18 protein-coding genes are annotated in these 26,387 nt (G+C 50.8%); 17 read left to right on the top strand and 1 reads right to left on the bottom strand.

What is annotated here, in order from left to right:
• The first annotated feature begins 111 nt into the window (after window positions 1–111).
• The 15 genes from CLV60_RS13100 (at window position 112) to CLV60_RS13030 (ending at window position 20,625) form a co-directional block, all read left to right on the top strand.
• The gene (locus tag CLV60_RS13100) at window positions 112–342 is read left to right on the top strand and encodes a hypothetical protein (protein ID WP_106595870.1); all 231 of its coding nucleotides are present in this window, start codon (window positions 112–114) and stop codon (window positions 340–342) included.
• Complete coding sequence (locus tag CLV60_RS13095) at window positions 308–640, top strand: type II toxin-antitoxin system RelE/ParE family toxin (RefSeq protein WP_106595812.1); 333 nt, start codon at window positions 308–310, stop codon at window positions 638–640. The genes CLV60_RS13100 and CLV60_RS13095 overlap by 35 nt, the downstream gene beginning before the upstream one ends.
• A 22-nt stretch (window positions 641–662) precedes the next feature.
• On the top strand, window positions 663–1,022 hold the full coding sequence (locus CLV60_RS13090; RefSeq protein WP_106595811.1) for a YraN family protein: 360 nt from the start codon (window positions 663–665) through the stop codon (window positions 1,020–1,022).
• Between the two features lie 81 nt (window positions 1,023–1,103).
• Complete coding sequence (locus CLV60_RS13085; RefSeq protein WP_106595810.1) at window positions 1,104–1,988, top strand: sugar phosphate isomerase/epimerase family protein; 885 nt, start codon at window positions 1,104–1,106, stop codon at window positions 1,986–1,988.
• A 122-nt stretch (window positions 1,989–2,110) separates the two neighbouring features.
• Window positions 2,111–5,020, top strand: a complete 2,910-nt coding sequence (locus CLV60_RS13080) for a PVC-type heme-binding CxxCH protein (RefSeq protein WP_106595869.1) — start codon at window positions 2,111–2,113, stop codon at window positions 5,018–5,020.
• A 517-nt stretch (window positions 5,021–5,537) separates the two neighbouring features.
• Window positions 5,538–6,113: an RNA polymerase sigma factor gene (locus CLV60_RS13075; protein ID WP_106595809.1), complete on the top strand. Its 576-nt coding sequence runs from the start codon at window positions 5,538–5,540 to the stop codon at window positions 6,111–6,113.
• A gap of 222 nt (window positions 6,114–6,335) precedes the next feature.
• Window positions 6,336–7,388 (top strand): FecR family protein, encoded by a 1,053-nt coding sequence (locus CLV60_RS13070; RefSeq protein WP_106595808.1) that lies wholly within the window; start codon window positions 6,336–6,338, stop codon window positions 7,386–7,388.
• A 225-nt stretch (window positions 7,389–7,613) separates the two neighbouring features.
• Window positions 7,614–10,994: a SusC/RagA family TonB-linked outer membrane protein gene (locus tag CLV60_RS13065; protein ID WP_229210951.1), complete on the top strand. Its 3,381-nt coding sequence runs from the start codon at window positions 7,614–7,616 to the stop codon at window positions 10,992–10,994.
• 26 nt (window positions 10,995–11,020) lie between these two features.
• Window positions 11,021–12,589 carry a RagB/SusD family nutrient uptake outer membrane protein gene (locus tag CLV60_RS13060; protein WP_106595806.1) on the top strand — a complete coding sequence of 523 codons (1,569 nt, stop codon included), beginning with the start codon at window positions 11,021–11,023 and terminating at the stop codon, window positions 12,587–12,589.
• Between the two features lie 278 nt (window positions 12,590–12,867).
• Window positions 12,868–15,621 (top strand): DUF1553 domain-containing protein, encoded by a 2,754-nt coding sequence (locus tag CLV60_RS13055; RefSeq protein ID WP_106595805.1) that lies wholly within the window; start codon window positions 12,868–12,870, stop codon window positions 15,619–15,621.
• Entirely contained in the window at window positions 15,621–17,102 is a 1,482-nt protein-coding gene (locus CLV60_RS13050) for a DUF1501 domain-containing protein (RefSeq protein ID WP_106595804.1), read from the top strand. The genes CLV60_RS13055 and CLV60_RS13050 overlap by 1 nt, the downstream gene beginning before the upstream one ends.
• A 33-nt stretch (window positions 17,103–17,135) precedes the next feature.
• Window positions 17,136–17,456: an L-rhamnose mutarotase gene (gene rhaM, locus CLV60_RS13045; protein ID WP_106595803.1), complete on the top strand. Its 321-nt coding sequence runs from the start codon at window positions 17,136–17,138 to the stop codon at window positions 17,454–17,456.
• Between the two features lie 44 nt (window positions 17,457–17,500).
• Window positions 17,501–19,009, top strand: a complete 1,509-nt coding sequence (locus tag CLV60_RS13040) for a c-type cytochrome domain-containing protein (RefSeq protein WP_106595868.1) — start codon at window positions 17,501–17,503, stop codon at window positions 19,007–19,009.
• Window positions 19,010–19,184: 175 nt separating this feature from the next.
• The gene (locus CLV60_RS13035; RefSeq protein ID WP_106595802.1) at window positions 19,185–20,108 is read left to right on the top strand and encodes a sugar phosphate isomerase/epimerase family protein; all 924 of its coding nucleotides are present in this window, start codon (window positions 19,185–19,187) and stop codon (window positions 20,106–20,108) included.
• A 70-nt stretch (window positions 20,109–20,178) separates the two neighbouring features.
• On the top strand, window positions 20,179–20,625 hold the full coding sequence (locus CLV60_RS13030) for a barstar family protein (protein WP_106595801.1): 447 nt from the start codon (window positions 20,179–20,181) through the stop codon (window positions 20,623–20,625).
• A 193-nt stretch (window positions 20,626–20,818) separates the two neighbouring features.
• Here the strand turns inward: CLV60_RS13030 and pnuC are convergent, their stop codons facing one another.
• A complete protein-coding gene (gene pnuC / locus CLV60_RS13025) occupies window positions 20,819–21,433 on the bottom strand; it encodes a nicotinamide riboside transporter PnuC (RefSeq protein WP_106595800.1) in 615 nt (204 codons plus the stop codon).
• Between the two features lie 206 nt (window positions 21,434–21,639).
• On the opposite strand from pnuC, the gene mfd reads away from it, so the two are divergent.
• Together mfd and gldJ are read left to right on the top strand one after the other, a co-directional pair.
• Window positions 21,640–24,987 carry a transcription-repair coupling factor gene (mfd, locus tag CLV60_RS13020; protein WP_106595799.1) on the top strand — a complete coding sequence of 1,116 codons (3,348 nt, stop codon included), beginning with the start codon at window positions 21,640–21,642 and terminating at the stop codon, window positions 24,985–24,987.
• A 122-nt stretch (window positions 24,988–25,109) separates the two neighbouring features.
• Window positions 25,110–26,366 (top strand): gliding motility lipoprotein GldJ, encoded by a 1,257-nt coding sequence (gldJ, locus tag CLV60_RS13015; protein ID WP_106595867.1) that lies wholly within the window; start codon window positions 25,110–25,112, stop codon window positions 26,364–26,366.
• Window positions 26,367–26,387: the final 21 nt, after the last annotated feature.

The raw sequence follows: 26,387 nt of genomic DNA, 5'->3' as shown, positions 1-26,387 counted from the left end.
CGGCGGCATCCGGTTCATGAAACGTATTGTACACACATGTCCCGGTTTCACAACGCTAATTTATTAGCTAAATGTTCGTTAAATTTGTTAGTGCAACTAAATTCTGTGGTTATGAAGGTTTTACTGGATATTAAAGACGACAAAGCTCAGTTTGTGTTAGGCTTACTGAGGAGGCTTCCGTATGTCAAAGTGAAGCCTTTTACACCCTTTCAGTTTGAAGTGCTGGATAGCACAAGAACCGCATTGGAAGAATTGCAACTGATCAAAGAAGGCAAACTCGAAGCCCGGGACGCAGAAGAGTTGCTGAATGAGATACTTTGTAAAGACAACGCCGGAGTTTGACTCCAGACTTAAAAGCCTTTTAAAGAAATATCCGTCACTGTCCGTTGAATTTAGGGAACTAGTGCTCTCGCTTGCAGAGAATCCCCGAAATGGAATTTCATTAGGGAAAGGTTGTTACAAGAAAAGGCTTTCCATTGCTTCGAAAGGTAAGGGGAAATCTGGCGGAGCACGTGTGATTTATTATGTCCACGTTTCAGAGACCACAATTTATTTACTTACAATCTTCGATAAAAGCGAACGGGAATCTCTGTCGCCGATAGAGTTGAAAGAACTATTATCTACCGTTGATCGCAGCTAAGACATTTTTAACCATACACACTATGGCAGCACACAATGACCTCGGCCGCTGGGGCGAAACCTCCGCGGCATCCTTCCTGCTCGAAAAAGGCTTCAAAATCATCGCCAGAAATTACCGCAACTGGCAATCCGAGATCGATCTGATCGCTTCGAAAGACGATATGCTGATTTTCGTGGAAGTAAAAACCCGCACCGGTACCGCCTTCGGAATGCCGGAAGAATTCGTGAATGCGGCCAAAGCAAAGCTCATCATGCGCGCTGCGGAGCAGTATATTTTTGACGCCGATTGGGACCATGACGTCCGTTTCGATATCGTTTCGGTATTGATTTTACCGGATGGCTCGACGGACATCCGGCATATAGAGGACGCATTCAGCCGGTAACGTTACCCGGCAATATAAGTAGAAACCCAATCACAGCAGATTTTGAAGATATTCTGATAAGTATTTCAAAATCTGACTGTAATGAAAGATGGTTTGGCGTTGAACCGGCGGGAAATGCTCAAAAGCAGTGCGCTGCTGCTGGCATCCGCAGCATTCGATGAGGATAATGCTTTGAAAAACCTTCCTGCATTGGTTCCGAAATACCAGATTGGTGCTTGTGACTGGTCGGTAGGGCGGCAGCTGAGTCCGGAAGCGTTCGAGCGTGCGAAGCAAATCGGTTTGAACGGAATTCAGGTAAGCTACAATACCGGGAAGGATGAAAAAGGCCTTTCGGCGCCGGAAACCTTGCAGGCGATCCGCGACGCTTCCGCGCGTACGGGTGTGAAGGTGTCGAGCCTCGCGATCGGCGAACTGAACCGGGTGCCGTATAAATCACAGCCGAAAACGGAAGAGTGGGTCTGGAACAGCGTGGATGCAGCCAAAGCATTGGGTGTGAAGGTGATTTTGCTCGCATTCTTTTCGGAAGGTGACTTGCGGAATGACGACGCCGGTAAAAAAGCCGTGATCGAACGGTTGAAAAAAGTAGCGCCGCACGCCGAAAAACAGGGTATTACCTTGGGTATCGAATCGTGGCTGAGCGGTCAGGAGCATTTAGACATTATCCATGCAGTCGGCTCGAAGGCGGTGAAGGTGTATTACGACTTCCGCAATTCCACCGATGCCGGCCATGATATTTTCAAGGAAATACCCATGCTCGGCAGAGACATGATCTGTGAAATACATATGAAGGAAAACGGCCAGCGCCTCGGCGAAGGCCCGCTCGACTGGCCGCGTGTAGCGAAAGCGGTGAAGGACATCGGGTACGAAGGCTGGATGCAGATCGAAGGTGCTACGCCGCAAGGAGCCGAGATTATCCCGTGTTACCAACATAATCTTGATTACCTCAAAGGATTATTTGTAACGTAGGCTTTAATGGAGAAAGGAGGAAAGGGAGGATGGAAGAAGGGGACGAAAAAGAAATCACTTTATTTTTCATTTTCCTTTCCTCCATCCTCCCTTTCTTCCCCTTACTCCTTCAAACAATCATTATGAACATTACCAGTACATTATCGCTCCGTAAAACCGGTATTCTGGCAGGAAGCATGCTGCTCGCTGCTGCTTTCAGCATTGTTTCAATCCAAAACGGGCAAAAGTCGCCGAAACGTGCTGTCACGCCCGTTGCCGTCGCCGACGATTCCTCGCGCCTGTACGTGCCCGACGATCTCGAAGCCACATTATGGGCCGAGGCTCCGATGTTCTACAACCCGACCAACATGGATATCGATGCCAGGGGCCGGATATGGATTACGGAGGCGGTTAATTACCGGGACTTCAATACCAAACCTGCCGAGCGCCTCAGCCATAAGCAAAAAGGCGACCGGGTGATGATCCTGGAAGACAAAGACGGCGACGGCAAAGCCGAATCGGCCAAGGTGTATGTCGAAGATTCCTTGCTGACGGCGCCGCTCGGGATTGCAGTCATTGGAAACAAAACCATCGTTTCGTGTGCGCCTAACCTGCTAGTGTATACAGACACGAATGGCGACGATAAACCGGACAAACGGGAGGTTTTCCTGACCGGTTTCGGCGGTTTCGACCACGACCATTCGCTGCATTCGCTGATCGTAGGGCCGGATGGAAAGTACTATTTCAATACCGGCAATGCGGGCCCGCATAATGTCACCGACAAAAGCGGCTGGACATTGCGCAGCGGTAGCCTCTACGTTGGCGGCACGCCTTATAACAAAAAGAACGAGGGTAATCAGAAGTCGGACGACGGCCGCATTTGGGTAGGGGGGCTTGCATTGCGCATCAATCCGGATGGTACCGGCCTGAAAGTACTCGGCCACAACTTCCGCAACAGCTACGAGGTGTGCCTCGATAGCTACGGCAATATGTGGCAGAACGACAACGACGACCAGGTAATCACCTGCCGCGTTTCCTTTTTGCAGGAAAACGGCAACGCGGGCTACTTTTCGGCTGACGGTACCCGCTACTGGCAGGCAGATCGGAGGCCTGGACAGGACATTTTCGCTACGCACTGGCACCAGGAAGACCCGGGTGTAATGCCGGCCGGAGACAATTCCGGCGCAGGTTCGCCTACGGGAATTGTGTTTTATGAGGGGGATGAGTTAGGAAAAAATTACCGCGGCACATTGCTGAGCTGCGAGGCCGGGCGCAATGTGATATTTGCCTATCAACCAAAGCCGCAGGGGGCCGGTTTCGAATTGAAACGCCAGGATCTGATCAGCTCTTTCCCAAAAGTTTCGGAGCGCTACGAATGGTATGAAACCGATCAGGACTACCGCAAATGGTTCCGGCCGTCGGACGTGGCCGTGGGGCCCGATGGGGCCGTTTACATCGCCGACTGGTACGACCCCGTGGTAGGCGGTCATGCGATGAAGGATAAAAAGGGTTACGGACGCATTTACCGCATTACCCCGAAAGGCAAAAAACTAACGACCCCGAAACTGGATTTTACGACTACGGCAGGCCTTGTCGATGCTTTGAAAAACCCCGCCATCAATGTTCGTGCATTAGGTTTTGAAGGATTAAAGGCAAAGGGAGACGCGGTGGTACCGAATGTAAAACAACTGCTTACCTCCGAAAACCCCTATCATCAGGCACGAGCGATCTGGCTTTTGGCACAGTTGGGAGAGCAGGGCAATGCGGAGGCGATTAAATTGCTCGACTCACCTAATGCGATGCACAGGCTCGCCGCTTTTCGTGCATTAAAATCGACTGGAAAGGCCAATATCTATTTGGAAAAAATGTCGAAAGATGCCGATCCGTCCGTCCGTCGGGAGGTAGGAATCGCGTTGCGGGATATTCCTTATGATCAGGCTATTAATAGCATTGCAAATCTTATCAAAAATTACGATGGCAAAGATCCCTGGATGCTGGAAGCAATCGGGACGGCGGCTGACGGAAAGGAGGCCCAGGTGTACGCCTATGTGCGCGAGGCGTTCAAAGCCGATCCGCCGAACTGGAAACCGCAGCGTGCGGGCCTTGCATGGCGACTGCATCCTGTATCTGCGGTGGAGGAATTGAAAATCAGGGCCGGATCTGCAAAAGTATCGGAGCCGGAGCGACGCAAAGCATTGACAGCCATTGGCTTTATCAAGGATAAAAAAGCGGCCGAGGCGATGATCGCATTGTCCAAATCCACATTGCCGGACGTCGCGTCGCTGGCCTCCTACTGGATCAACTTCCGCAAAAGCAACGACTGGGCCGATCTCATGAACTGGGAACAGGCCACCGCGCAGGTAATGACACCCGCCTACAAGCGCATGCTCGACCTGAAAAAGACCGTCGTCGATAAAACGCAACCGATGCCGCAGCGCATTGAAACCGCCCGGCAAATGGCGTCGGACGTGAATGGCGGCAATATCCTCGTGGATATGCGCGTACAAGGCCAACTGCCCGATACCATTGCGAAATCCGTCAGCGAGATCATTTTCAAAAATCCCGACCAGAACGTGCGTGTGGTTGCCAGCCAGTTTTTCCCGAGAAACGGCAAGGTTTTGAAAACGGATTTTATATCGAGAATGAATTCGGACCCTGCGCATGGCGAAAAAATATTCTCGACTACATGCGCTGCCTGCCATAAACACGGCAAATCCGGCGCCGAAATCGGGCCGGATTTGACTACCATTCATAAAAAGTTCGATAAAGCGGGCCTCCTGGATGCCATTGTGAACCCATCGGCGAGCATGGTTTTCGGCTATGAAAGCTACACGATCGTAACCAAAAAGGGTGATACCTATTTCGGCTTCCTCATGAGCGACGGCGCGAACGTGGTTTTGAAAGATGCCGCCGGTCAGCAGCATACGATCAAGGCGGATCAGATCAAAACCCGGGAGAAAATGCCGTCGTCGTTGATGCCGGAACCTACCGCACTAGGCCTGAACGAGCAGGATCTGGCCGATTTGACGGGGTATTTGTTGAATTTTAAATAACGGATCAACAAATCTTACGGTGCGCTGCACCTTCGGCACGTTTGGTTTCCTTGTCCGGGTCTACAAGTGTTTCGGCGCTCTGCGCCTCTGTTTGATGGAACAATTTTGCTTATTGGCACGGAAGGTTCCAATCTGCGCAGGGACGGGTGCAGAGCTCCCAAATATTTGTAGACAATACCAAGGATTGAGAGGTGCAGCGCACCGTAAGAATTTTGTTTAGTGCCCTGCCGAAGGTGTCCTAAATGCGCCGTGCACGCATCCGGAGGTTTTCACCTGACCCGCACCATGGCAGGGCAATTGCTGGGGTATTCTTATGCACGGACTTTGGTAGGAGCGCGCATAATCGACAGAATTTAAGTTGAATACAAGCGTCATCGGTGGGAAATGATCAATCGAACTGCTCCGCATTATCAATCGGTTCCTGTTTTATTACAAATTTTAATTACTGGATAATAAAAGCAAATAATATAACTTTGCCAGAATCCTGTTTCCTGATCTTTAACAAAAACAAGCTGTAATGGTGGATAACGACAAGGCCGGCCACCTGCTCCTCGCATTGCAAAATGGGGATGCGGAAGCATTTACGGCGGTTTATAAGGCCTATTGGTACGACATGTTCCTGGTCGCATACCGCAAGCTCCGCAACAAGGAAGCGGCCGAAGAGATTGTGCAGGACATTTTTCTGCGGCTTTGGAGAGAGCGGGATACGCTGCGTATTGAAAATCTGAACTACTATCTTTTTTCCGCTGTCCGCTACGAGGTCATCGATTACATCCGCACCAAAGGCCGAACCTTCGAAAACCTCGACGACTATGGATCAATCGAAGGCATGCAGGATTTGAATACCGAAAACCAGCTCGCATTGGATGAACTGCTGCGGGTAATCGATGAATGCCTGCATATTCTACCCGAAAAAACCCAAGAAATCTTCCGCCTGCATAAGCTGGAATACTGGCCCATTTCCCGCATTGCCGTCCGTTTCGGGCTTTCGGAGAAGGCAGTCGAATACCACCTCACCAAATCCGTGCGCGTTGTACGTACATACCTGAAAGAGGTAATGATTCTCCTCCTGGCCGCCTCCGGCCTGTTCTAGTACCACGCGCATCGAAAACGTCCGGTTCTCCATCCATCCATCCATCCTCCGTTTCCTCCTTCCTCCCTCTCCTCCCTTTTTCGTCCTCCCACTATTATCTTTTTCCAAGAACTTCCGGCTCTTAATGCATTTCAAATTGTATAATTCAAATATTTTCTAAATCTATTTAGGGAATAGGGCCATTTTTTCGGCTTATGATTCGAAGACCTGATTTACACATCAATGAACAACAAGGAATGGCAAGCCCTGCTCCTGAAATACCGGGAAGGAAACTGCACGAAGGAGGAAAAGCTGAGAATTCACCAGTGGTATGAAAGCCTCAATGCCGATGGGATGGCAGTGCTCAGCGACCTGGAAAAACGTGAAATGGAGGAACGAATGCTGGGTAAACTGGCCACAGAAACATCGGTAGCGGATTACGCCGAACCGGTCGTTGTACGGCATTGGTGGCGCAGGGCCTCGGTGTATATGGCCACAGCCGCGGCTGTGTTGCTCGTGGTTGGTTTCTGGGCATTTCTGGGTAAAGAGCCTCGCAAGCCAGGTGTGATGCAGGAGAAGATGTTTGTGCAAGCGCCCCAAAGCCGTCTGATCACCGAAGAAAACACGACGGATCTTCCGAAGCGCCTCACATTGAGCGATCATAGCACGGTAACCCTCGAACCGGGGGCTAAAATCGTGTTTCCGGCATCATTTGCAGGCGACAAGCGCACGGTACAGCTTACGGGTAATGCATTTTTTGAAATCACCCGCAATCCCGACCAGCCGTTCCTCGTGTACAGCGGCAAAATCATCACCCGCGTGCTCGGGACCAGCTTCCGGATCAAAAACAATGCGAAAGATAAGGCGCTGGAAGTGGAGGTTGTGACCGGAAAAGTTTCCGTATTTGAAAACCGCGAGGCATTCAGCGAAGGAGATTCTGTTGATAACCACGATAATGGCGTGGTGCTGACACCGAACCAACGGGTGACGTATTTCGCCGAAAGCCGCCATTTGATGACTGGCCTTGTACCGGAGCCGGTGAAAACATCGCAGGTTGCCGAGGAGGCAAAAATGATTTTCAACGACGAAAAGCTTGAAAAAATAGCCGCCGCATTGCAGGATGCCTACGGAATAGAGATCGTCTTCGCGAACGATCGCATCGCGCATTGCTCTTTCACCGGCGACCTTACCGATATGCAGCTGTACGACAAGCTGGCGCTCGTTTGCAAATCCAATGGCGCCGATTATGAAGTGAAAGGAACACGCATTCTGATCAACGGCCGCGGTTGCGACTAAGTCTTTCCTAATCCTAAACCCTTAAATATGGAACTATAAAAACTACCCCACCGACCTGAAACAAAGAAACCGATAGTGTACCACCACTACCGGCTTCGGAAATGCCTGCTTACGTGATCCTGGACAGACGGTAAGCGGGCGGATGTCCTGTTTTTCACAAATAGAACCTTCAAAAATATGCAAAAAACCCAACAGTTAAAATGGTGTGCATCACTATGCATGGTCATGAAAATAACATTTGCCCAAATCCTTTTTGCAGTGGTTTTCACGACGCTCACCCACGCTGCGAGCGAGGGGCGCGCGCAGGAGATCATGGAGAGAATGGTGACGATCCATGCACAGAATGCAGAACTGAGAAATGTCCTGCGTGAGATCGAAGGGCAGGCCGACGTGAAATTTGCGTACAGCCAGAAGAATATCCGCGCCGAGCGGACGATTGATGTGCATATCAACCGGCAGAAGCTGTCGACTGCACTGAGCACGCTGCTCGATCCGCTGCACATCGCCTATGAACTAACCGCAGGCCGTATTTTGCTGACTGCCGAAACCGGCGCTGTTACCGAACCGCAGCAGCCCGATGTCACAGAAAATATGGCCAGTCCGGCCGTAGCGCTGGTCAAAGGCAAGGTGATCGACGAAAACAACGCGGGTCTGCCCGGCGTGAGCGTGATCATCAAAGGCACGCAAAAAGGCACTACTACCGATCAGGAAGGTGCATTTGCAATAGACGTGGCCGAACAGAGCGCCGTGCTGGTTTTCAGTTTTGTGGGCTACAAGCCACAAGAAGTGGTATTGGGTGGTCAAACGACATTGAACGTAACGATGCAGCCGGATAACCAGGCGTTGGAAGAAGTGGTGGTGGTAGGTTATGGTTCGGTGCGGAAAAGTGACCTCACCGGTTCGGTAGCGAGCATTAAGGGTGACGCGATCCGCGAAATGCCGGTGACTTCGGTCGATCAGGCGATCCAGTCGCGGGCGCCGGGTGTGCAGGTGACGCAAACGTCGGGCGCACCGGGCGGCGGTATTTCCATCCGTGTGCGTGGCGCCAACTCCATCAACAGCGGTAGCGAGCCGCTTTATGTAATCGACGGCTTTCCTATTTATCCCGACAATGGCGCATTGGGTACCAGCGGTAACCGCCAGCCTACCAATGCGATGGCGACCATTAACCCGAATGAAATCGAATCCATTGAAATACTGAAAGATGCCTCAGCAACCTCCATTTACGGTTCCCGCGGGGCGAATGGCGTGATTTTGATTACGACCAAACGCGGCAAGGAAGGCCAGAGCCGCGTGGACTATGATGGCTCCTATTCATTCCAGACCATCGCACGCGAAGTGGATGTGCTCAATGGCGCCGATTATGCGCGCTACATTAATATGCTGGAACGCAGCCAGGGTGGAAACCCGCGCTATACCGACGCGCAGATCGCACAAATTGGCAAAGGTACCGACTGGTGGGACGTAATTTCACGTACCGGCGGGCTGTCCAATCACCAGCTTTCGTTTACAGGCGGCAACAAAGGAATGCGCTACGCATTTGTAGGTAATTATTTGAATAACAAAGGGATCATTAAGAATACGGATTTCAACCGCTATGGTTTCCGGATGAACCTGGATAACGATTTCCTCAAAGGCAAGGCTACGCTGAGCAACAGCTGGTCGTTCAACCGGTCGGGCAGCAGCAATGTGCCTACGGACCGCGGCGGACCGGGCGGTATCGTCATCACAGCATTGGGCCTCGATCCTACCGGCCCGGTTTACGATCAGAATGGCGGCTACCAGTATGCGAGTTACGACCAGCGTTTTATGACCAACCCCCTGGCGGAGGCCGTAGAGGGTTATGATAAGGATTTTACCAACCGCCTTTTCGGTACTTCGGCGCTGAGTGTGAATATCCTGGAAGGTTTGAAATTCCGCACGAGCCTGGGCTTGGACATTGTGAACGCACGTCGTACGACTTTCTACAACAACTTCACGTACATAGGCCGCCAGAATGGCCGCGAGTTGCAGAAAGCAAACCGAAACTCCAATAACATATTGAATGAGAACATTTTAACATACAACAAGGAAGTTGCCAAAGGGCATTATCTCGATGTGACATTGGGTTATACCTACCAAAAGGAGATCAACTATTTCGAATCCAATGCGACGCGCGGGCTTCCTTCCGATGATATCGATGCCGTGAATATGCAAAACGGCAGCCGGCCACTGGTGCCTAACTCAGGCCGAGTGGAATGGGAGCTGATGTCGATGCTGGGGCGGGTGAATTTCAATTTGAAAGACCGCTACCTGCTTACCGTGACGCTTCGCCGCGATGGCTCGTCCAAATTCGGGCCGAACAACAAATGGGCGATCTTCCCTTCGGCGGCAATCGGCTGGCGTGTGGTGAATGAGGATTTTTTCAAAAATTCGGGGTTAGGGAAGGTTTTTGACGATTTTAAAATCCGCGCGAGCTATGGTTTGACGGGTAATTCGCAAATCCCGGTTTATCGTTCCGTGGCTGGATTGGTACCTTACAATTACGTTTTCGGGGGAGTACCCACGCTCGTTTCAGGCTACGCGCCAAACCGTATTCCGAACTCGGATTTGAAGTGGGAAAGTACTTCGATGCTTAATATCGGTCTGGATTTCGCATTGCTGAACAACCGCCTCAGCCTGACGATCGACGCATTTAAAAATAAAACCACCGATCTGCTGCTCGACGTTTCCATTCCGCAAAGCACCGGTTTCAGCACGATAATGCTCAATTCCGGCTCGTTGAGTAACAAGGGACTTGAATTTTCGGCTAACTATAAGCTGATCAGCACCAATGCATTAACCTGGGACGTGAGCGGTAATGTTTCTATCCTGCGCAACAAGATCCTCGACCTGGGCATGAGTACGCCATTCTTTTCCAACAGTACCAGCGGCCACCTTGGCGTGCTCGGCAGCTGGGTGCAGGGCGGGAATCCGATCGGCGTTTGGAGCGGATATAACTACATTGGCTTATTCCAATCCGATGAGGAGGGTAAAAGCTACTCTGCAAAAGCGGGTTACCCCAAGTATGAAGACGTGAACGGCGACGGCAAATACACCACCGACGATTTCAAGATCATCGGCGACCCCAACCCGAAACTGACCTGGGGATTCAACACCACCCTGAAATACAAAGGCTTTGACCTCGCAGTATTCTTCCGTGGGGTGCATGGCAACAAGATCCGCAACCTGCAACAATCCGAAATGGGTGATGGCGTGCAGAAAATCAATCAGATCGCCAATATCCTGACCGATTCCTGGACACCTGAAAACCCGAATGCACCGCGTCCGGTAATTGATGGCCGCCGCGATTTCATTTCTTTCCGCCGGTCGTCATTCTTCATCCAGGATGGCTCGTTCGTCCGTCTGCAGAACCTCTCGCTCGGGTATACGGTCCCGGTCAAGAGCGCCTACATCCGCAGTGCGCGCGTGTATGTGAGCGGGCAGAACCTCTTCCTGATTACCAAGTACAAAGGTTTTGATCCCGAAGTGAACAACCAGGGCCAGAATAACCTGAACCGCGGCGATGATTACGACGCTTACCCCCGGTCGCGCATGTTTACAGTGGGTGTTAATCTTGGTATTTAATATTTCAAATTGAAAATCAGTTTGTTATGAAAAAGTCATTTTTATATAAAATCAGATTGACGGGACTTTCGGCACTGCTGTTTGCTGCGGCAGGCTGTTCGGATTTGAAGGAGAAGCCCGATTTTATCAACCCCGACACGTTCTATAAAACAGCGACGGAGCTGGTGTTGGGCGTGAATGCGGTTTACGATGACCTGAATTCGGGAGGTTTCGGTTTCTTCTACGACCGCTATGTATTTGAATGCCTGGTGGGTTATCAGGTTGGGTGGGAGAAAGGGCCTCTGCAATACCAATTGGGCAACGTAAGCCCGGCCGACGAATACATCGAGGCGTACTGGGGAACTTGCTACCGGTCCATTAACCGGGCGAATGCGATCATTGAAACTGCAGATGCGATGAAAGACCCTTCGAACGAGGCATTAATCAAGCGTGTGAAAGGGGAAGCGCTGTTTTTGCGTGCATTCTATTATTACAGCTTGCTGAGCTATTTCGATAATGTGCCGCTGGCAACGAAATCGACGCAGGATATTTCGGAGTTGCCTTCCAACTCTGGCGGTAAAGCGGCGGTGATCGCGCAGATTTATGCTGATAGCAAAGCGGCAGCTGAATTGCTGCCGGCGAGCTACACCGGTGCGGATATTGGTCGCGCGACGAAATGGGCCGCGAAATCGATCCTGATGAAAACTCAGCTTTGGGACGAAAAATGGGCCGACGCGAAGGCGACGGGCGAGGATATTATCAATAACAGCGGCATTGCGCTCTTCACTGATTTTTCCCACAATTTTGACCTGGGTCATGAAAACCAGGGCGAAAGAATCTTCGAAGCCCAGGTTTCGGCCTCAGCCAATCCGAGCGAGTACAATGTGCATTCAATGCACTTCAACCCGGAGGATTTCCCCAGCGAATTGGGCGGATCGGGATGGAGCTGGATCAGCGCTACCCAGGAGTTTCGCGCGAGCTATGATCCAAAGGACAAACGTATTGCAGGAACGTTTATCGAAAGTTATCCAACGGGCCGTTTCGGTAAAATCAATGGCGCTTACCCGATTGTGCATTGGAGCGAAAAGGCGGATTATAACCTGTCGCGCTTCGGCGGTGTGGTGAAATCTGATGCAAACCCGAACGATCCGGCGCAGATGATTTTCGGAAAAGCATGGGCGGCGAAGATCGTAGAGCTTGACAAAAGCAATGCCGCTACCGAGAAAAACACGATTTACATTCGTTTGGCGGACATTTTGCTCGGGCACTCGGAAGCCTGCAACGAAAGTGGCCAGGGCGATGCATTCGCGTCGATTAACAAGGTACGGACCCGTGCCGGGCTGGCCGCATTGAAAGGCCTCAGCCAGTCGGCTTTGAGAGATGCAATTATCCACGAGCGCATGCAGGAGTTTGTTTTCGAACAGGTAATGTACCCGGAGCTGCGCAGGAAAAGTAAGCTGGGCGGGCCGGTGGATTACCTCGGTAAGGAAATCAAGCATTTCGCGGAGAAGTACAAGCTCGACCGCGTGCCCAAAGAGCGCGACTATGTGCTGCCGCTGCCGCAAAAAGAACTGCTGGGCAACCCTAATGTGACGCAGAACGCCATCTGGCAGTAACCGATACCCCGTCGCCGACCTGATTTAGTGGGTAATTTTGTTTAAATTCAGTCTTTTAGCTATGAAATCAGCAGGATAACTCAAATATGCTGCTTGTTCATTAAGTTATGTTGCGGCGGGGTTTTGGGGTTTAAATTCAGTGTTCTTTCGAATGGGTATCAATTTTTTTTAGAGTTTGTATAAACATTTTTCAAGTTTGTATAAACAATTGTTTCGTATTGATAAACCTCTTGGTATTTTTGTAATTCTTGTTGAAATAATTATTTAAAATTAAACCAATGCATACCAGATTTTTGATCGGTTTAGTGGTGGTAGCTGTGCCGGTAATGTACTTTTCGTGGGGCGGGCTACCGTGGAGCAGGAAGGTGGATTACAATGCGGATGTAAAGCCGATCCTTAACAAGCATTGCATGGGCTGCCACGGCGGCGTGAAAAAGGCCGGCGACGTGAGTTTTCTGTTTGAGCACGAAATGCTGGAACCGGGGAAATCGGGCAAAATACCCGTTGTGCGCGGTGATGCGGATGCGAGTGAGATGATCCGGCGCATTTTGACGGACGATCCCGACGAGAAAATGCCGAAAAACGGCACGCCGCTGAATGAAAAGGAAATAGGTATCCTGAAACAATGGATCAATGAAGGCGCGAAGTGGGAAACGCACTGGGCCTATAAAAAGATAGAGAAGCCGGATGTGCCGTCCCTGAATACTTTTTCGAACCTGTTTGGCCTGTTGAATAGCGGTGATAAGGCGTGGGCTAAGAACGAAATCGACCATTTTGTTGCCAAAAAACTCAAAGAAGAAGGCCTGAAAACGTCGCCGGAAGCCGACCGCGCTACATTACTTCGGCGCGTGAGCCTGGATATCACCGGCTTGCCCCCAACAGAAAAAGAAGTGCAGGATTTCGAGAACGACAAGTCGCCCGATGCTTACGAAAAGGTGGTGGATAAGTTGCTCAAATCGCCTGCTTATGGAGAGAAATGGACGTCGATGTGGATGGACCTCGCGCGCTACGCCGATACAAAAGGCTATGAAAGCGACGGCGGACGGACGATGTGGCGTTACCGTGACTATGTGGTCAAATCCTTTAATGAGGATAAGCCATTCGACCGGTTCACGATCGAACAATTAGCGGGGGATCTTCTGCCGGAAAAGAAAGACGGCTTCCCCGTTGAGCAAAACGTGATCGCTACCGGCTTCCACCGGAATACGATGACGAACAATGAGGGCGGAACCGACGACGAAGAGTTTCGTACAGCCGCATTGATCGACCGGGTGAATACCACCTGGGAAGTTTGGCAGGGAACTACATTTGCCTGTATCCAATGCCACAGCCACCCCTACGACCCTATTCCGCACGACGAATATTACAAGTACGCGGCCTTCTTCAACAACTCGCGCGACGAGGACGTGTGGGACGAATGGCCGAAATTACGGTTCTACAAGGGCGAAGATTCTGCCCGTTTCGAACGGGTGAAGGAATGGGTGAGGAAATACGATCCGAAAGAACTGGAAGCGAAAACGCAGTTCATGAAGGTGGTGGAGCCGAAAATCAATGCACACAACTTTGTGAAAGGTGACCAATCGACCGTGCTAGTGATTTCCTATTATGGCGTGAAAGACAAAGGCAATGCGCGTATTCCGCAGGTAAATCTTACCGGTGCCGACAATGTACTGATGAATATCGGTACGAGGGCTGAAAATGCGGTATTGACCCTGCATTTGGATAAGCTCGACGGCCCAGTGCTTTCGACGATTAAAGTGCCAACCCGTGATACGGTCATTGTGGCTCCGATCACGAAAACCAGCGGAAAACATGACATTTACCTCTCTTTAGTTAGTCCCAAAGCCCCTGAGGAATGGGTACGCATATCGTGGGCGGCATTTCAGAAGGCATTGCCGGGTGCGGGTCAGCCGGGTTACGATCAGATTATCACCGACTACGCCACCGCATTGACCAGGCCTACCGAAAGTATGCCCGTACTTTGGGAAGGGAAGGGTGATTTTGCGCGGAAAACGAACGTGTTTGTCCGAGGGAACTGGATGGTGAAAGGTCCCGAAGTGAAACCCGATGTCCCCAAACTGCTCGCTCCGCTACCGAAAGATGCTTCGCGCGACCGGCTTGGTTTGGCCAAATGGATTGTTAGTCGAGATAACGCATTAACAGGGCGTGTGATCGTGAACCGTTTCTGGGAGCAGCTTTTTGGAAGGGGAATTGTGGAAACCGTCGAGGATTTCGGATCACAAGGTGCCGAGCCGTCCCATCCCGAGCTGCTTGACTGGCTGGCCGTTTCGTTTATGGATGATTATAAATGGAGTGTCAAGAAATTGTTGAAGACGGTCGTCATGTCGGCCACCTACCGGCAGGATTCCCGCTCCGATGGGCACCGGAAAGAAAAAGACCCTTATAACGTGTGGCTCTCGCGCGGGCCTCGCGTACGCCTGAGCGCCGAGCAGGTGCGCGACCAGGCACTCGCTTGCAGCGGGCTTATTTCAGGTAAAATGTACGGCCCGAGCGTGATGCCGCCGCAGCCCGACAAAATCTGGCAGTCGCCATACAGCGGCGAGAGCTGGGTTGTCAGCGAAGGGGAGGACAAATACCGCCGGGGAGTTTATACCTATTGGAAAAGAACGGCTCCTTATCCGTCGATGACCACCTTCGATGCGCCGAGCCGTGAATTTTGCCAGTCGAGAAGGATCATTACCAACACGCCACTGCAGGCATTGGTAACCCTGAATGATCCGGTATACCTCGAAGCGGCCGAAAAATTGGCTTCTAAAATGAAGACCCGCGGCAAGACGCCCGAGCAGCAATTGAAGGAGGGTTACCGACTGCTTACTTTCAAGCCTATCGAACAAAAAAGTTTGAATGTACTGATGAAAGTTTACAGAGACGCGCTCAACGAATACCGGCAAAAGCCTTCGGAGGTGGATAGTATTTTGGTTTATGGAAAGGAAAAATCTCCCGAACTAGCCGCACTGACTGTTTCAGCGAACGTCCTGCTCAATCTCGATAACGTCGTTACCAAAGAGTAATGGAAAAACTACTAAAAGAACTACAATACGCCGACGTGCAGCGCCAGACGCGCCGCCACTTTTTGCAATCGGCCGGCTTTGGGCTGGGAGCGCTGGGCCTGGGCTCACTGCTGGGCTCTTGCGGCTCGTCGAAAGCAGGGGATGCCGCTGGCGCATCGGAATCGCTCGCAGGTAGCGGAATCCCGCAGTTTGCGCCGAAAGCCAAGCGTGTGATTTACATCCACATGGCCGGCGCGCCGTCGCAGCTCGAACTTTTTGATTACAAGCCCGAACTGGTTAAATACCATGGGAAGGACTGTCCGGCAGAGTTCCTGGAAGGCAAGAAGTTTGCATTCATCCAGGGCGTACCCAAGATGCTCGGGCCGCAGGGGAAGTTCGCACAATATGGTCAATCCGGCGCCTGGCTATCGGATTACCTGCCCTATCTGCAGACAGTCGCCGACGAGATCACTTTCCTGAAAGCGATGCATACCGACCAGTTCAACCACGCGCCCGCGCAGCTGCTCCTGCATACGGGTAGCCCGCGACTTGGGCGCCCCAGCCTGGGTGCATGGGCAGTGTATGGGTTGGGTTCCGAAAACCGCAATTTGCCCGGCTTTATCGTGCTCGCCTCCGGTGGTCGTCAGCCCGATGCAGGAAAAAGTGTGTACGGAAGCGGCTTTTTACCATCGGTTTATCAGGGTGTGCAATGCCGCACCGGCGGTGACCCGGTGCTGTACGTGACCGACCCGAACGGAATGAACCGTAACATCCGCAAGAAGACGATCGACGCGATCAACGAAATTAACCGGCAGACTTACGAGGAAGTGCAGGATCCGGAGATTCTGACGCGAATCAGCCAGTATGAGATGGCTTTCCGAATGCAAATGTCGGTGCCGGAGGTAATGGATGTGGCCAAGGAGCCGCAATTTATTCTGGATATGTATGGAGTAAAAGCCGGAGAAGGAAGCTTTGGTATGAACTGTCTGCTTGCCCGGAAGCTGATCGAAAACGATGTGCGATTTGTGCAGCTTTTCGACTGGGGATGGGATGGGCACGGGACCAACGCGACTGACAATGTCGAAGGCGGGCTGCGTTCTAAATGCCAGATTTCCGACAAGCCCATTGCCGCATTGATCAAAGATCTCAAAATGCGCGGGTTACTGGAAGAAACGCTGGTCATATTCGGCGCGGAATTCGGTCGGACGCCCATGCAGGAAAACCGGAATGGCGTTGTAATGCCCTATATGGGCCGTGACCACCACCTCGAAGCCTACACCATGTGGATGGCAGGGGGCGGCGTGAAGCAAGGATACAGCCACGGCGAAACCGACGAACTGGGCTACTACGGTGTGAAAGACCGTGTCCATGTGCATGATTTGCAGGCGACCATCCTGCATTTAATGGGTTTTGACCACGAGAAATTTACTTATCCGTTCCAGGGAAGAAATTTCAGGCTGACAGATACCGAAGGGAAAGTTGTGAAGCAAGTGATCGCATAACTAGTCACATTTTAGCAGTATTTAAAACAAACCATGGCGGAGGAAACAGTTAAGGCATTCCGGATGCAGCTCAAACCGGGATTTGAAGCGGAATACAAGAAGCGGCACGACGAAATATGGCCGGAACTCAGCCAGCTTTTGAAAGAGGCAGGCATTACGGAATACTATATTTTCCTCGACGAAGCCACGCTTGCGCTCTTCGCATTTCAAAAACTGGGTGCTACCGACACCACCGCCAGCCTTCCCGCACTGCCCATTATGAAAAAATGGTGGGACCATATGGCGGACATCATGGAAGTAAACTCTGACAATTCTCCGGTGGCGATCCCATGTCCCGAGGTTTTCAGATTGTAATGCAATGATTGAATAATCCTAACCCCTTAATGTTGATTTCCAGTATGCTCATTCCTCTTCTTCAAGCGTCGCCCTGGGCATTGTTTATCGGGCGGTTCCACCCTGTGCTGGTGCATTTACCCATTGGCTTTTTGTTGATTGCAGCCCTCATTGAGATCGGTCGCAGGACCGGCAAGATTTCGGTGAGCGAATCCACCGTGGTTTTTGTACTGTTTTGGTCGGCGGTGAGTGCCACTTTCGCCTGTATCGCGGGTTACTTGCTGTCGCTTGGCGGCGGTTATGACGAAGACCTGCTGGGTGCGCACATGTGGAAAGGCATTGGTGTGGCAGTATTCGCCTGGGTGGCTTGGCTGGTCAAATCGGACCGGTTGGCCGGGAAAATATCGTTTGGAAAGGTCGTTTACTTGCCTGCATTTGCGGTGGCGGTGTTGTTAACCATGACAGCCGGCCACGACGGTGGTTCACTCACGCATGGCGACGGCTATCTCACCCAATACACGCCCGAGCCGTTCCGCAGCCTTGCAGGAATGGATCCTATCGAGGAAAAAGCGAAGGAAATCAAGCCTATTACCGATGTGCAGCAGGCATTGGTTTACAAAGATATTGTTCAGCCTATCCTCGAAGCGCGCTGTACACAATGCCACAATGCCAGCAAGAAAAAGGGCGATTTGCGTATGGACGAGCTCGCATTGCTCATGAAAGGCGGTGAAAACGGCCCGGCACTGGTAGCAGGCAAAGGTGCAGAAAGCGATATGATCAAGCGCTGCCTGCTCGATGAAAGCGACGACAACCACATGCCTCCCAAAGGCAAACCGCAATTGAGCACCGAGCAAATTGCCTTGCTATCCTGGTGGATTGACCAGGGAGCGCCCGCGGATAAAAAAGTATCTGAGCTAACCGTGCCCGATCAGGTAAAACCGGCGCTTGCATCGCTCGGAGGCGGTTCGGCGACGGGTGGATCCGGCGGTGCAAAACAGAAAGAATCCGCGATTGCGACATTGAAGGTTTCGCCTGCGAAAGAGAGCGATATCCAGGCGTTGCGGAAAGCTGGATTGATCGTCAATACATTATCGCAAGACCAGAATTTGCTGGAAGTGAGCGCGGTGAATGCGCCACAGTTCAGTGATAAGGACATTGCATTGCTTTTACCCGTAGCAGAGCAGGTAACCTGGCTGAAACTGGGCGGTACCCAGATCACCGACAGCGGATTGAAAGAAATTGCCAAACTGAAAAACCTCACCAAGCTTCATTTGGAGCACTCCGGCGTGACAGACCAGGGCATTGCGCAAATCAAAAGCCTGCCGCATTTGGAATACCTGAATGTGATCGATACCAAAATGGGCGATGCGGGATTGAAAAATATCGCGTCGATGAAAGGCCTGCGATCGATTTATGTGTGGCAATCGGGCGTAACCGATAGCGCAGTGGCACAAGCAGCGAAGCAGTCCCCCGGTTTGCAGATCGTCAATGGTTTCAGTGAAGCCGAGGTGGCGCAGTTCCTGAAAGCAGGCGATAGTACCGCTGCGGGCAAGCCAGTTGCCACTAAAAAGTAGTCATGTATTGTCATGTGTTGTCTTGTGTTGTCAGGTTTGGTCAATTATTGTCAATAGTAGTCAAGTATTGGGGCGATTTTTTTGCTGACAACTTCCTGACCACCAATGACCACTCCTGACTATTCTTGACAACTCCTGACCATACCTGACCTATTCAACCGTTCGAAAATTAGAAATGAACCGAAGAAATTTCATTGGCTCCGCCGCGGCTGCCGCTGGCGCATTGACCACTTTTGAATCCATTGCCGACGCGAACAAAGCTGCGGTGCAGTTTGAAAATAAACTGTCATTGAAAGTACTCGGTACCAACTGGGGCTTTCAGGGAACTACCGACCAGTTTTGTGCTGCCGTTAAAAAAGAAGGTTACGATGGCATCGAAATGTGGTGGCAGGGCTCGAAAGACAAGCAGAAGGAGCTGTTCGACGCATTGAAAAAGCATAACCTCGAAGTGGGGTTTCTCTGCGGATCGGGCGAGCGGGATCATAAGGCTCATTTGAATGCATTCAAATCGCAGATCGACGCGGCTACGACGCAATGGCCTGTGAAACCGCTTTACATCAACTGCCACAGCGGCCGAGACCATTTCACTTACGAACAAAACAAGGCGTTTATCGATCATACCACCGAGGCTTCTGCCAAAAGCGGCATACCTATTTATCATGAAACCCACCGCGGGCGGATGCTTTTTGCGGCGCACATAGCCCGGAATTTCATCGAGAAAAACCCCGCATTAAGGCTTACACTCGATATTTCGCATTGGTGTAATGTGCATGAAAGCCTTTTGCAGGATCAGGAAGAAACGGTTCAGCTCGCGCTGGCTCGTGTGGGGCACATACACTCACGCGTAGGGCACGAGGAAGGCCCGCAGGTGAACGACCCGCGAGCACCGGAATGGGAGGCGGCTGTGAAGGCCCATTTGGCGTGGTGGGACAAAGTGGTTGAGTACAAAGTCAAAAGCGGTGAAACGCTGACCGTTCTGACGGAATTCGGGCCGCCGAATTATCAACCAACCGTACCGTTTACACATCAGCCGCTATCGGATCAGTGGGGTATCAATGTACATATGATGCATTTGTTAAGAAAGCGGTATTTGAAGTAAAACACTACTGAAAGGTTGGACTTGCACGTCCATTTTTCTCTAACTTGCAGTGTTTTAAATCAACGACTCTATGAAAAACACACACTTCCTGCTGGCCCGGGAAGAATCCGATGTCCGTAAAACGTTCCTGGGTGCATTTATAGCCCATATCGACGGAGCCAAAGCAACTTCCGTCAAAGATTTCCACGAGGCGATCGCCGCTGCGATGCATTTCCCCGATTATTCCGGCAAAAACCTCGAAGCTCTTGACGAAATGCTCAACGACCTGGAATGGATCGATGAAAAAAAGGTGATTATCTACATCGGAAATTCCGGTGAATGGCTTTCAAGAGAAAAATCCGAAGATAAGCTGTTGACCATCATCGATATTTTCGACGCCACTGCCGAGGATTGGAAATGGCTCGACGAGGAAGAGGAAGGTGTAGCGAAAAAGGAGCTGCAAATCGTTTTCCAGGATTCGCCACGCATCCGCACATTGCTCGAAGATCAGGAAATTCCGTTCGATACGCTCGACTGAACGTCGTTCATAATGGAGACGTTGGTTTGTCATTTGTTGTCAGGTATTGTCATGTGTTGTCAAGAATAGTCAGTAGTTGTCAAGTGTAGCCTGAATGGAGGAGATTTAAACAACACCAATTCCTGACTACCAACCATTCAAGACTACACATGACCATCAATGACCATACCTGACTACCAATGACCAATCCTGACTACGCCTGACCGTACGTGCCAACGTCCCTGCGCCACTGTACGAACCCGATGACCGCAAGTATGAGAAAGACGCCGTACAAAATCGCGGTAAGATGTAGGTCTTTGTAGAAATAAACCACCACATAAGCTGCATCGGCGACGATCCAGACGATCCAATTTTCGAGGTATTTGCGGGCCATCATCCATTGGCCGATCAGGCTGGCGATCGTCAGCGCCGAGTCGGCGTAAGTGAGGCTCGCGTTGGTAAATTTGCCCAATAAAAACCCCCAGGAGAGGGTTACTGCGATAAAAATTAGCCCAAAAATCGGGTAGAGTTTCACAGGTGTGCGCGTAACACGGAGGCCGTCATGGTTTTGTCCACCAAATTTCCACATCCACCAGCCATAAATGCTCGTCAGAAAGTAGTAGCCCTGTAAACCCATGTCGGCGTACAATCTTACCTGCCAGAAAACCACCCCGTATAACACCGCATTAATGATCCCGAAAAACCAGCCGAGCACATTCTGCCGTGTATTAAGGTAAACGCAGATCGCCCCGGTGATGAAACCCAGGATTTCGAGCATGGTTGTCGGCAGTCCTGCCAACGAAACGGGTTGATTAAGCCAGTCGGTCATGAGGGATTGGGATGAGAAAAGGTAAAAATAAAATGATCTGACCGATTTTTACGCGGAATGATTTAGGGCTATTTTTGTAGCCCGGTTGGTTACAGCAACAAAAAGCGGCCAGCCATTGTTATTTATTTTGCCGGTCGGGAAATTTCCCGAAACGGCTTTTTGCGTTTACGTTCACTGCGGTTGAGGCTGCACAGCATTTGATATAATTGGAAGTTAAAGACTTATTAACACTGTACGGAGGCGACAGCTACATGGATGTGCTGAGCGCGCAGATTGCCTCTAAGGATCCCGACGCGGCGCATGTGCAGGTAAAGGGGTTGGTAGGAAGCCTCGACGCGGTGGTTGCCGCTGCCGTGCAGCATAAGAAGAAAACACCGGCATTGTACATTCTCAGCGACCGCGAGGAAGCCGCCTATTTTCAGAACGACCTGCAAAATCTGCTAGGCACTACCGAAGTCCTGTTTTATCCTACATCCTATAAAAGGCCTTACCACTATGAGGAGGTAGATAATGCAAATGTGCTTATGCGCGGTGAAATCCTGAACAAACTCAGCGCAGGACGCAACACGCCGGTGCAAATTGTGACTTATCCGGAAGCATTGTTCGAAAAGGTAATCAACAAGCGATCGCTGAAAGCCAATACGTTTTCAGTGAAAGTGGGAGAAAAGCTCGATCCTGCATTTCTGACGGAGTTTTTGAACAGCTATGGTTTTGAAATTACCGACTTCGTATTCGAAGCCGGGCAGTTTTCGGTGCGCGGGGGGATTCTCGACGTGTTTTCATTTGCTAACGAGCATCCGTTCCGGATCGAGCTGTTCGGGGATGAAGTGGAGAGTATCCGCTCGTTCGACCCGGATACGCAGCTGTCCATTGAGAGCGCGAAGCAGATCAACATCGTGCCGGATATTCAGCAGAAATTGTCGCATGAGACGCGAGATTCGTTTCTGAGCTTCTTCTCCGATGATACCGCCGTATGGTTCAAGGATGCGGAACTGACACTGGAAGTGATTGAAAAATGCTTCGAAAGGGCTGAAAAGGCGTTGGAAGAAGTAACCGGAGGCGGCGTGCAGATCGTTTCGAACCCCAACGAGCTTTTTGAAACGCGGCGCGGGTTCTTGAATCAGGTCAAGAAATTCAAAACGGTTGAATTTGGTAAGAAATCCTATTTCAAAACCGAAATAAAGCTGCCCTATTCTTCGAAACCGCAGCCTTCGTTTAACAAGGATTTTAAAAGGCTTTTGGATGATTTGTCCGACAATCAGAACAAAGGCTATATGAATATCATCGTCGCCGAGCAGCCCAAGCAGCTCGATCGCCTCGAGAGGATTTTCGAAGACCTTGATCCGTTCGTGAAATTCAGGCCGATGCACATTTCGCTTCGGGAGGGTTTTGTGGACGACAACCTGAAAGTGGCGTGCTACACCGATCACCAGATTTTCGCCCGTTTTCATAAATACCGCCTGAAAGAGAAGTTCAGCAAATCGAAGGCTATGACCTTGAAGGAGCTGAAATCCTTGCAGGTAGGCGACTTTGTGACGCACGTCGACTACGGGATCGGCCGGTTTGCCGGTATGGAGCGCAAGGATGTGAATGGCAAGGAACAGGAAGCGGTGCGGCTTATTTACCGGGACAACGACTTGCTGTATGTGAGTGTGCATAACCTGCACAAAATTGCGAAGTATACAGGCAAGGAGGGCACGCCGCCTGCCATGAGCAAGCTGGGTTCCGGCGAATGGGAAGCAAAAAAGTCGAAGGTTAAGAAGCAGCTGAAAGACATCGCGCACGAGCTGATCGCATTGTATGCCAAGCGGCGCCAGGCACCGGGTTTCCCATTCTCGAAAGACAATTACCTGCAAGTGGAGCTGGAATCTTCCTTTATATATGAAGACACGCCCGATCAGGCAACTGCGACCGCCAATGTGAAGGACGATATGGAGAAAGGCCATCCGATGGACAGGCTCGTATGCGGGGATGTAGGTTTCGGTAAAACCGAAATCGCGATCCGCGCTGCATTTAAAGCGGTTTGTGACAGCAAGCAGGTGGCGGTGCTTGTGCCTACGACGATTTTGGCCATGCAGCATTATAAGACGTTCAGCGAGCGCCTCGCCGATTTTCCTGCGCGGGTGGGGTACATCAACCGTTTTAAGTCTACGAAAGAGATTAAAGACACTTTGAAACAGGCCGAGGAGGGCAAGATCGATATTCTGATCGGTACCCACCGCATTTTGAATAAGGATGTGAAATTCAAAGACCTTGGCTTGCTGATCGTCGATGAGGAACAGAAGTTTGGCGTAAAAGCCAAAGACCGCCTAAAAGAAATGCGCGTGAATGTGGACGTGCTTACGCTTACCGCGACGCCGATCCCGCGCACATTGCATTTCTCGCTCATGGGCGCACGCGACCTTTCGGTCATCGCGACTCCGCCGCCTAACCGCCAGCCGGTTACGACGGAAGTGCACACATTTAGCGAGGAGTTCATCCGCGATGCGATCAGCTTCGAGGTCCAGCGCGGTGGTCAGGTTTTCTTTGTTCATAACCGGGTCAACGACATCGAATCCATCGCGAATATCATCCTCCGCCTCGTGCCCGATGTGCGCATAGGCGTGGCGCACGGGCAAATGGACGGCGATAAGCTGGAAAAAGTGATGATGAATTTCATCGAAGGCGAGTACGACATTCTGGTTTCGACGAATATCATCGAATCCGGGATCGACATTGCCAATGCGAATACCATTATTATTAATTCAGCACACATGTTCGGGCTCTCGGACCTGCACCAGATGCGCGGTCGCGTGGGACGCTCGAACAGGAAGGCATTCTGTTACCTGCTCACGCCGTCGGCATCGACCCTTGCCAGCGATTCACGCAAACGTTTACAGACCCTGGAAGAGTTTTCGGACCTGGGCGACGGTTTTAAAGTGGCGATGCGTGACCTCGACATCCGTGGTGCTGGTAACCTGCTGGGTGCCGAGCAAAGCGGTTTTGTGAATGATCTGGGATATGAATTATACCACAAAATGCTCGACGAGGCCGTTCAGGAGCTGAAAAGTAATGAGTTTAAGGATCTGTTCGAGGGGGTATTCAGCCTGCCGAAAAATCTGGTGCCGGATACGCAGATCGAAACGGATTTCGCGACATTGATACCGGATGATTATGTCAAAAATATTTCCGAAAGGTTGTCGTTATATACCCGCCTCGATAATATTGCGACAGAGGAAGAACTGGGGAAATTCGAAAAAGAAATCCTCGACCGCTTTGGTCCGGTGCCGCATGAGGTGCAGGATTTGTTGAAAACAGTCCGTTTGCGCTGGGAAGCAGAGGCTTTGCAGTTTGAAAAACTGACTTTGAAAAGCAATACGATGAAAGGCTACTTCGTTACTTCGCAGAATGACGAATTCTTTCAGTCGGCGAAGTTTGGGCAGGTAATCGATTACATTAAAAAACACCCTAAGCAAATTTCGCTTAAAGATCAGAAAGGCAAGCTGATACTGATTTGTGAGGACATCAAAAGCATTGATCAGGCACGCCAGGTGCTGATGGAAATGACCCAGTAGCAAACGGATCCCGGTTACCTGATAATTGATTTTTAAAAATAATATCGATTGATTTCATACATTTGCGGTTTCGCATACTATAAAATACCAAACACTTAAGTCACTTTAAAGCAATGATTTGCATGCAAAAGATGGGTACCCGGTCGATCGCGCTGATTCTGATAGTGTTATTAGCGGCAACTGCGTGTAGTAAAAAGAAGCCAACCAGCTTGAAACCTGGCAAGACCAGTTCTAAAACAGGCTTGGCTTACAACGGCAAAGACGGGTTTGAAGTAAAGCAATACAAAGCTTTGCCGGCCGGTCCTGACCTAGTGTACATCGAAGGTGGGCGTTTTACGATGGGTTCTTTGGAAGAGGATGTGATGGCCCGCCGGGATAACCCGAAACGGACTGTCAGTATCCAGTCGTTCTACATGGACCAAACCGAAGTGGCGAACGTTCACTACCTCGAATACCTGAATGCGATCCAGAGAGATTCTTCGGAAGAGTTCTATGCTAAGGCACTTCCTGATACAACAGTTTGGTATAACGAGTTGTCATTCAATGACTCTTACGTAACTATGTACCTCCGTCACCCGGGCTTCCGCCTCTATCCGGTGGTTGGTGTTTCGTGGGTTCAGGCCAACGACTATTGTGCATGGCGTACCGCTGCTGTAAGCCAGGTTAACAACGCCAAGGGCGCCAGCGCCGGAACCAAGAAGAAAAAAGGATTCTCTTTCGGCAAGAAGAAGAAAGCAGAAGGCGAAGCGGTTGCAGCAGCTGATGGTCCCGCACCACAACTTCGCATTGAAAGTGGCTACGTAATGCCTCCATACCGTCTTCCGACAGAAGCAGAATTTGAATATGCAGCAATGGCGATGATCGGAACGCAATATTCTGATGAAAACCAGGCGAACTCGAGAATTTATCCATGGGATGGTTCTACGATGCGTAACCCACGTGGCCGCAAACAAGGAACAATGCTCGCGAATTTCAAACGTGGTCCTGGTGACTATGCCGGTATCGCGGGTAAATCCAACGATGGTGCGATCATTACACAGGAAATCCGGTCATATCCGGCCAACGACAACGGTCTTTATGACATGGCCGGTAACGTAAGTGAGTGGGTTTACGATGTGTACCGCCCGCTTTCAAACAGCGATGTAAACGACCTGAACTCTTTCCGTCGCGACGGTTACCAGGATGAAGCCAAAAACTATGACTCGAAAGGTAACAACTCAATGGTTGACGACAAGCTGAGAGTTTACAAAGGTGGTTCATGGTCTGACGTGGCTTACTGGTTGTCTCCGGGAACGCGCCGTTATATGGATCAGGATTCTGCTACTGCGATGGTAGGTTTCCGCTGCGCAATGATCGCAACAGGAACGCACAAAGAGTAGGAAAGATAATATCAATCGAAA

It is taken from the genome of Dyadobacter jiangsuensis, from assembly GCF_003014695.1.
Taxonomy (GTDB): Bacteria; Bacteroidota; Bacteroidia; order Cytophagales; family Spirosomataceae; genus Dyadobacter; species Dyadobacter jiangsuensis.
Note: the sequence above shows the minus strand (reverse complement) of the source record. Positions and strands in the feature narration are given on the sequence as shown.

Coding starts and splice junctions, on each gene's coding strand:
- CLV60_RS13100 (WP_106595870.1), top strand. CDS start 112: ATGAAGGTTTTACTGGATATTAAAGACGACAAAGCTCAGTTTGTGTTA.
- CLV60_RS13095 (WP_106595812.1), top strand. CDS start 308: ATGAGATACTTTGTAAAGACAACGCCGGAGTTTGACTCCAGACTTAAA.
- CLV60_RS13090 (WP_106595811.1), top strand. CDS start 663: ATGGCAGCACACAATGACCTCGGCCGCTGGGGCGAAACCTCCGCGGCA.
- CLV60_RS13085 (WP_106595810.1), top strand. CDS start 1,104: ATGAAAGATGGTTTGGCGTTGAACCGGCGGGAAATGCTCAAAAGCAGT.
- CLV60_RS13080 (WP_106595869.1), top strand. CDS start 2,111: ATGAACATTACCAGTACATTATCGCTCCGTAAAACCGGTATTCTGGCA.
- CLV60_RS13075 (WP_106595809.1), top strand. CDS start 5,538: ATGGTGGATAACGACAAGGCCGGCCACCTGCTCCTCGCATTGCAAAAT.
- CLV60_RS13070 (WP_106595808.1), top strand. CDS start 6,336: ATGAACAACAAGGAATGGCAAGCCCTGCTCCTGAAATACCGGGAAGGA.
- CLV60_RS13065 (WP_229210951.1), top strand. CDS start 7,614: ATGAAAATAACATTTGCCCAAATCCTTTTTGCAGTGGTTTTCACGACG.
- CLV60_RS13060 (WP_106595806.1), top strand. CDS start 11,021: ATGAAAAAGTCATTTTTATATAAAATCAGATTGACGGGACTTTCGGCA.
- CLV60_RS13055 (WP_106595805.1), top strand. CDS start 12,868: ATGCATACCAGATTTTTGATCGGTTTAGTGGTGGTAGCTGTGCCGGTA.
- CLV60_RS13050 (WP_106595804.1), top strand. CDS start 15,621: ATGGAAAAACTACTAAAAGAACTACAATACGCCGACGTGCAGCGCCAG.
- rhaM (WP_106595803.1), top strand. CDS start 17,136: ATGGCGGAGGAAACAGTTAAGGCATTCCGGATGCAGCTCAAACCGGGA.
- CLV60_RS13040 (WP_106595868.1), top strand. CDS start 17,501: ATGCTCATTCCTCTTCTTCAAGCGTCGCCCTGGGCATTGTTTATCGGG.
- CLV60_RS13035 (WP_106595802.1), top strand. CDS start 19,185: ATGAACCGAAGAAATTTCATTGGCTCCGCCGCGGCTGCCGCTGGCGCA.
- CLV60_RS13030 (WP_106595801.1), top strand. CDS start 20,179: ATGAAAAACACACACTTCCTGCTGGCCCGGGAAGAATCCGATGTCCGT.
- pnuC (WP_106595800.1), bottom strand. CDS start 21,433: ATGACCGACTGGCTTAATCAACCCGTTTCGTTGGCAGGACTGCCGACA.
- gldJ (WP_106595867.1), top strand. CDS start 25,110: ATGCAAAAGATGGGTACCCGGTCGATCGCGCTGATTCTGATAGTGTTA.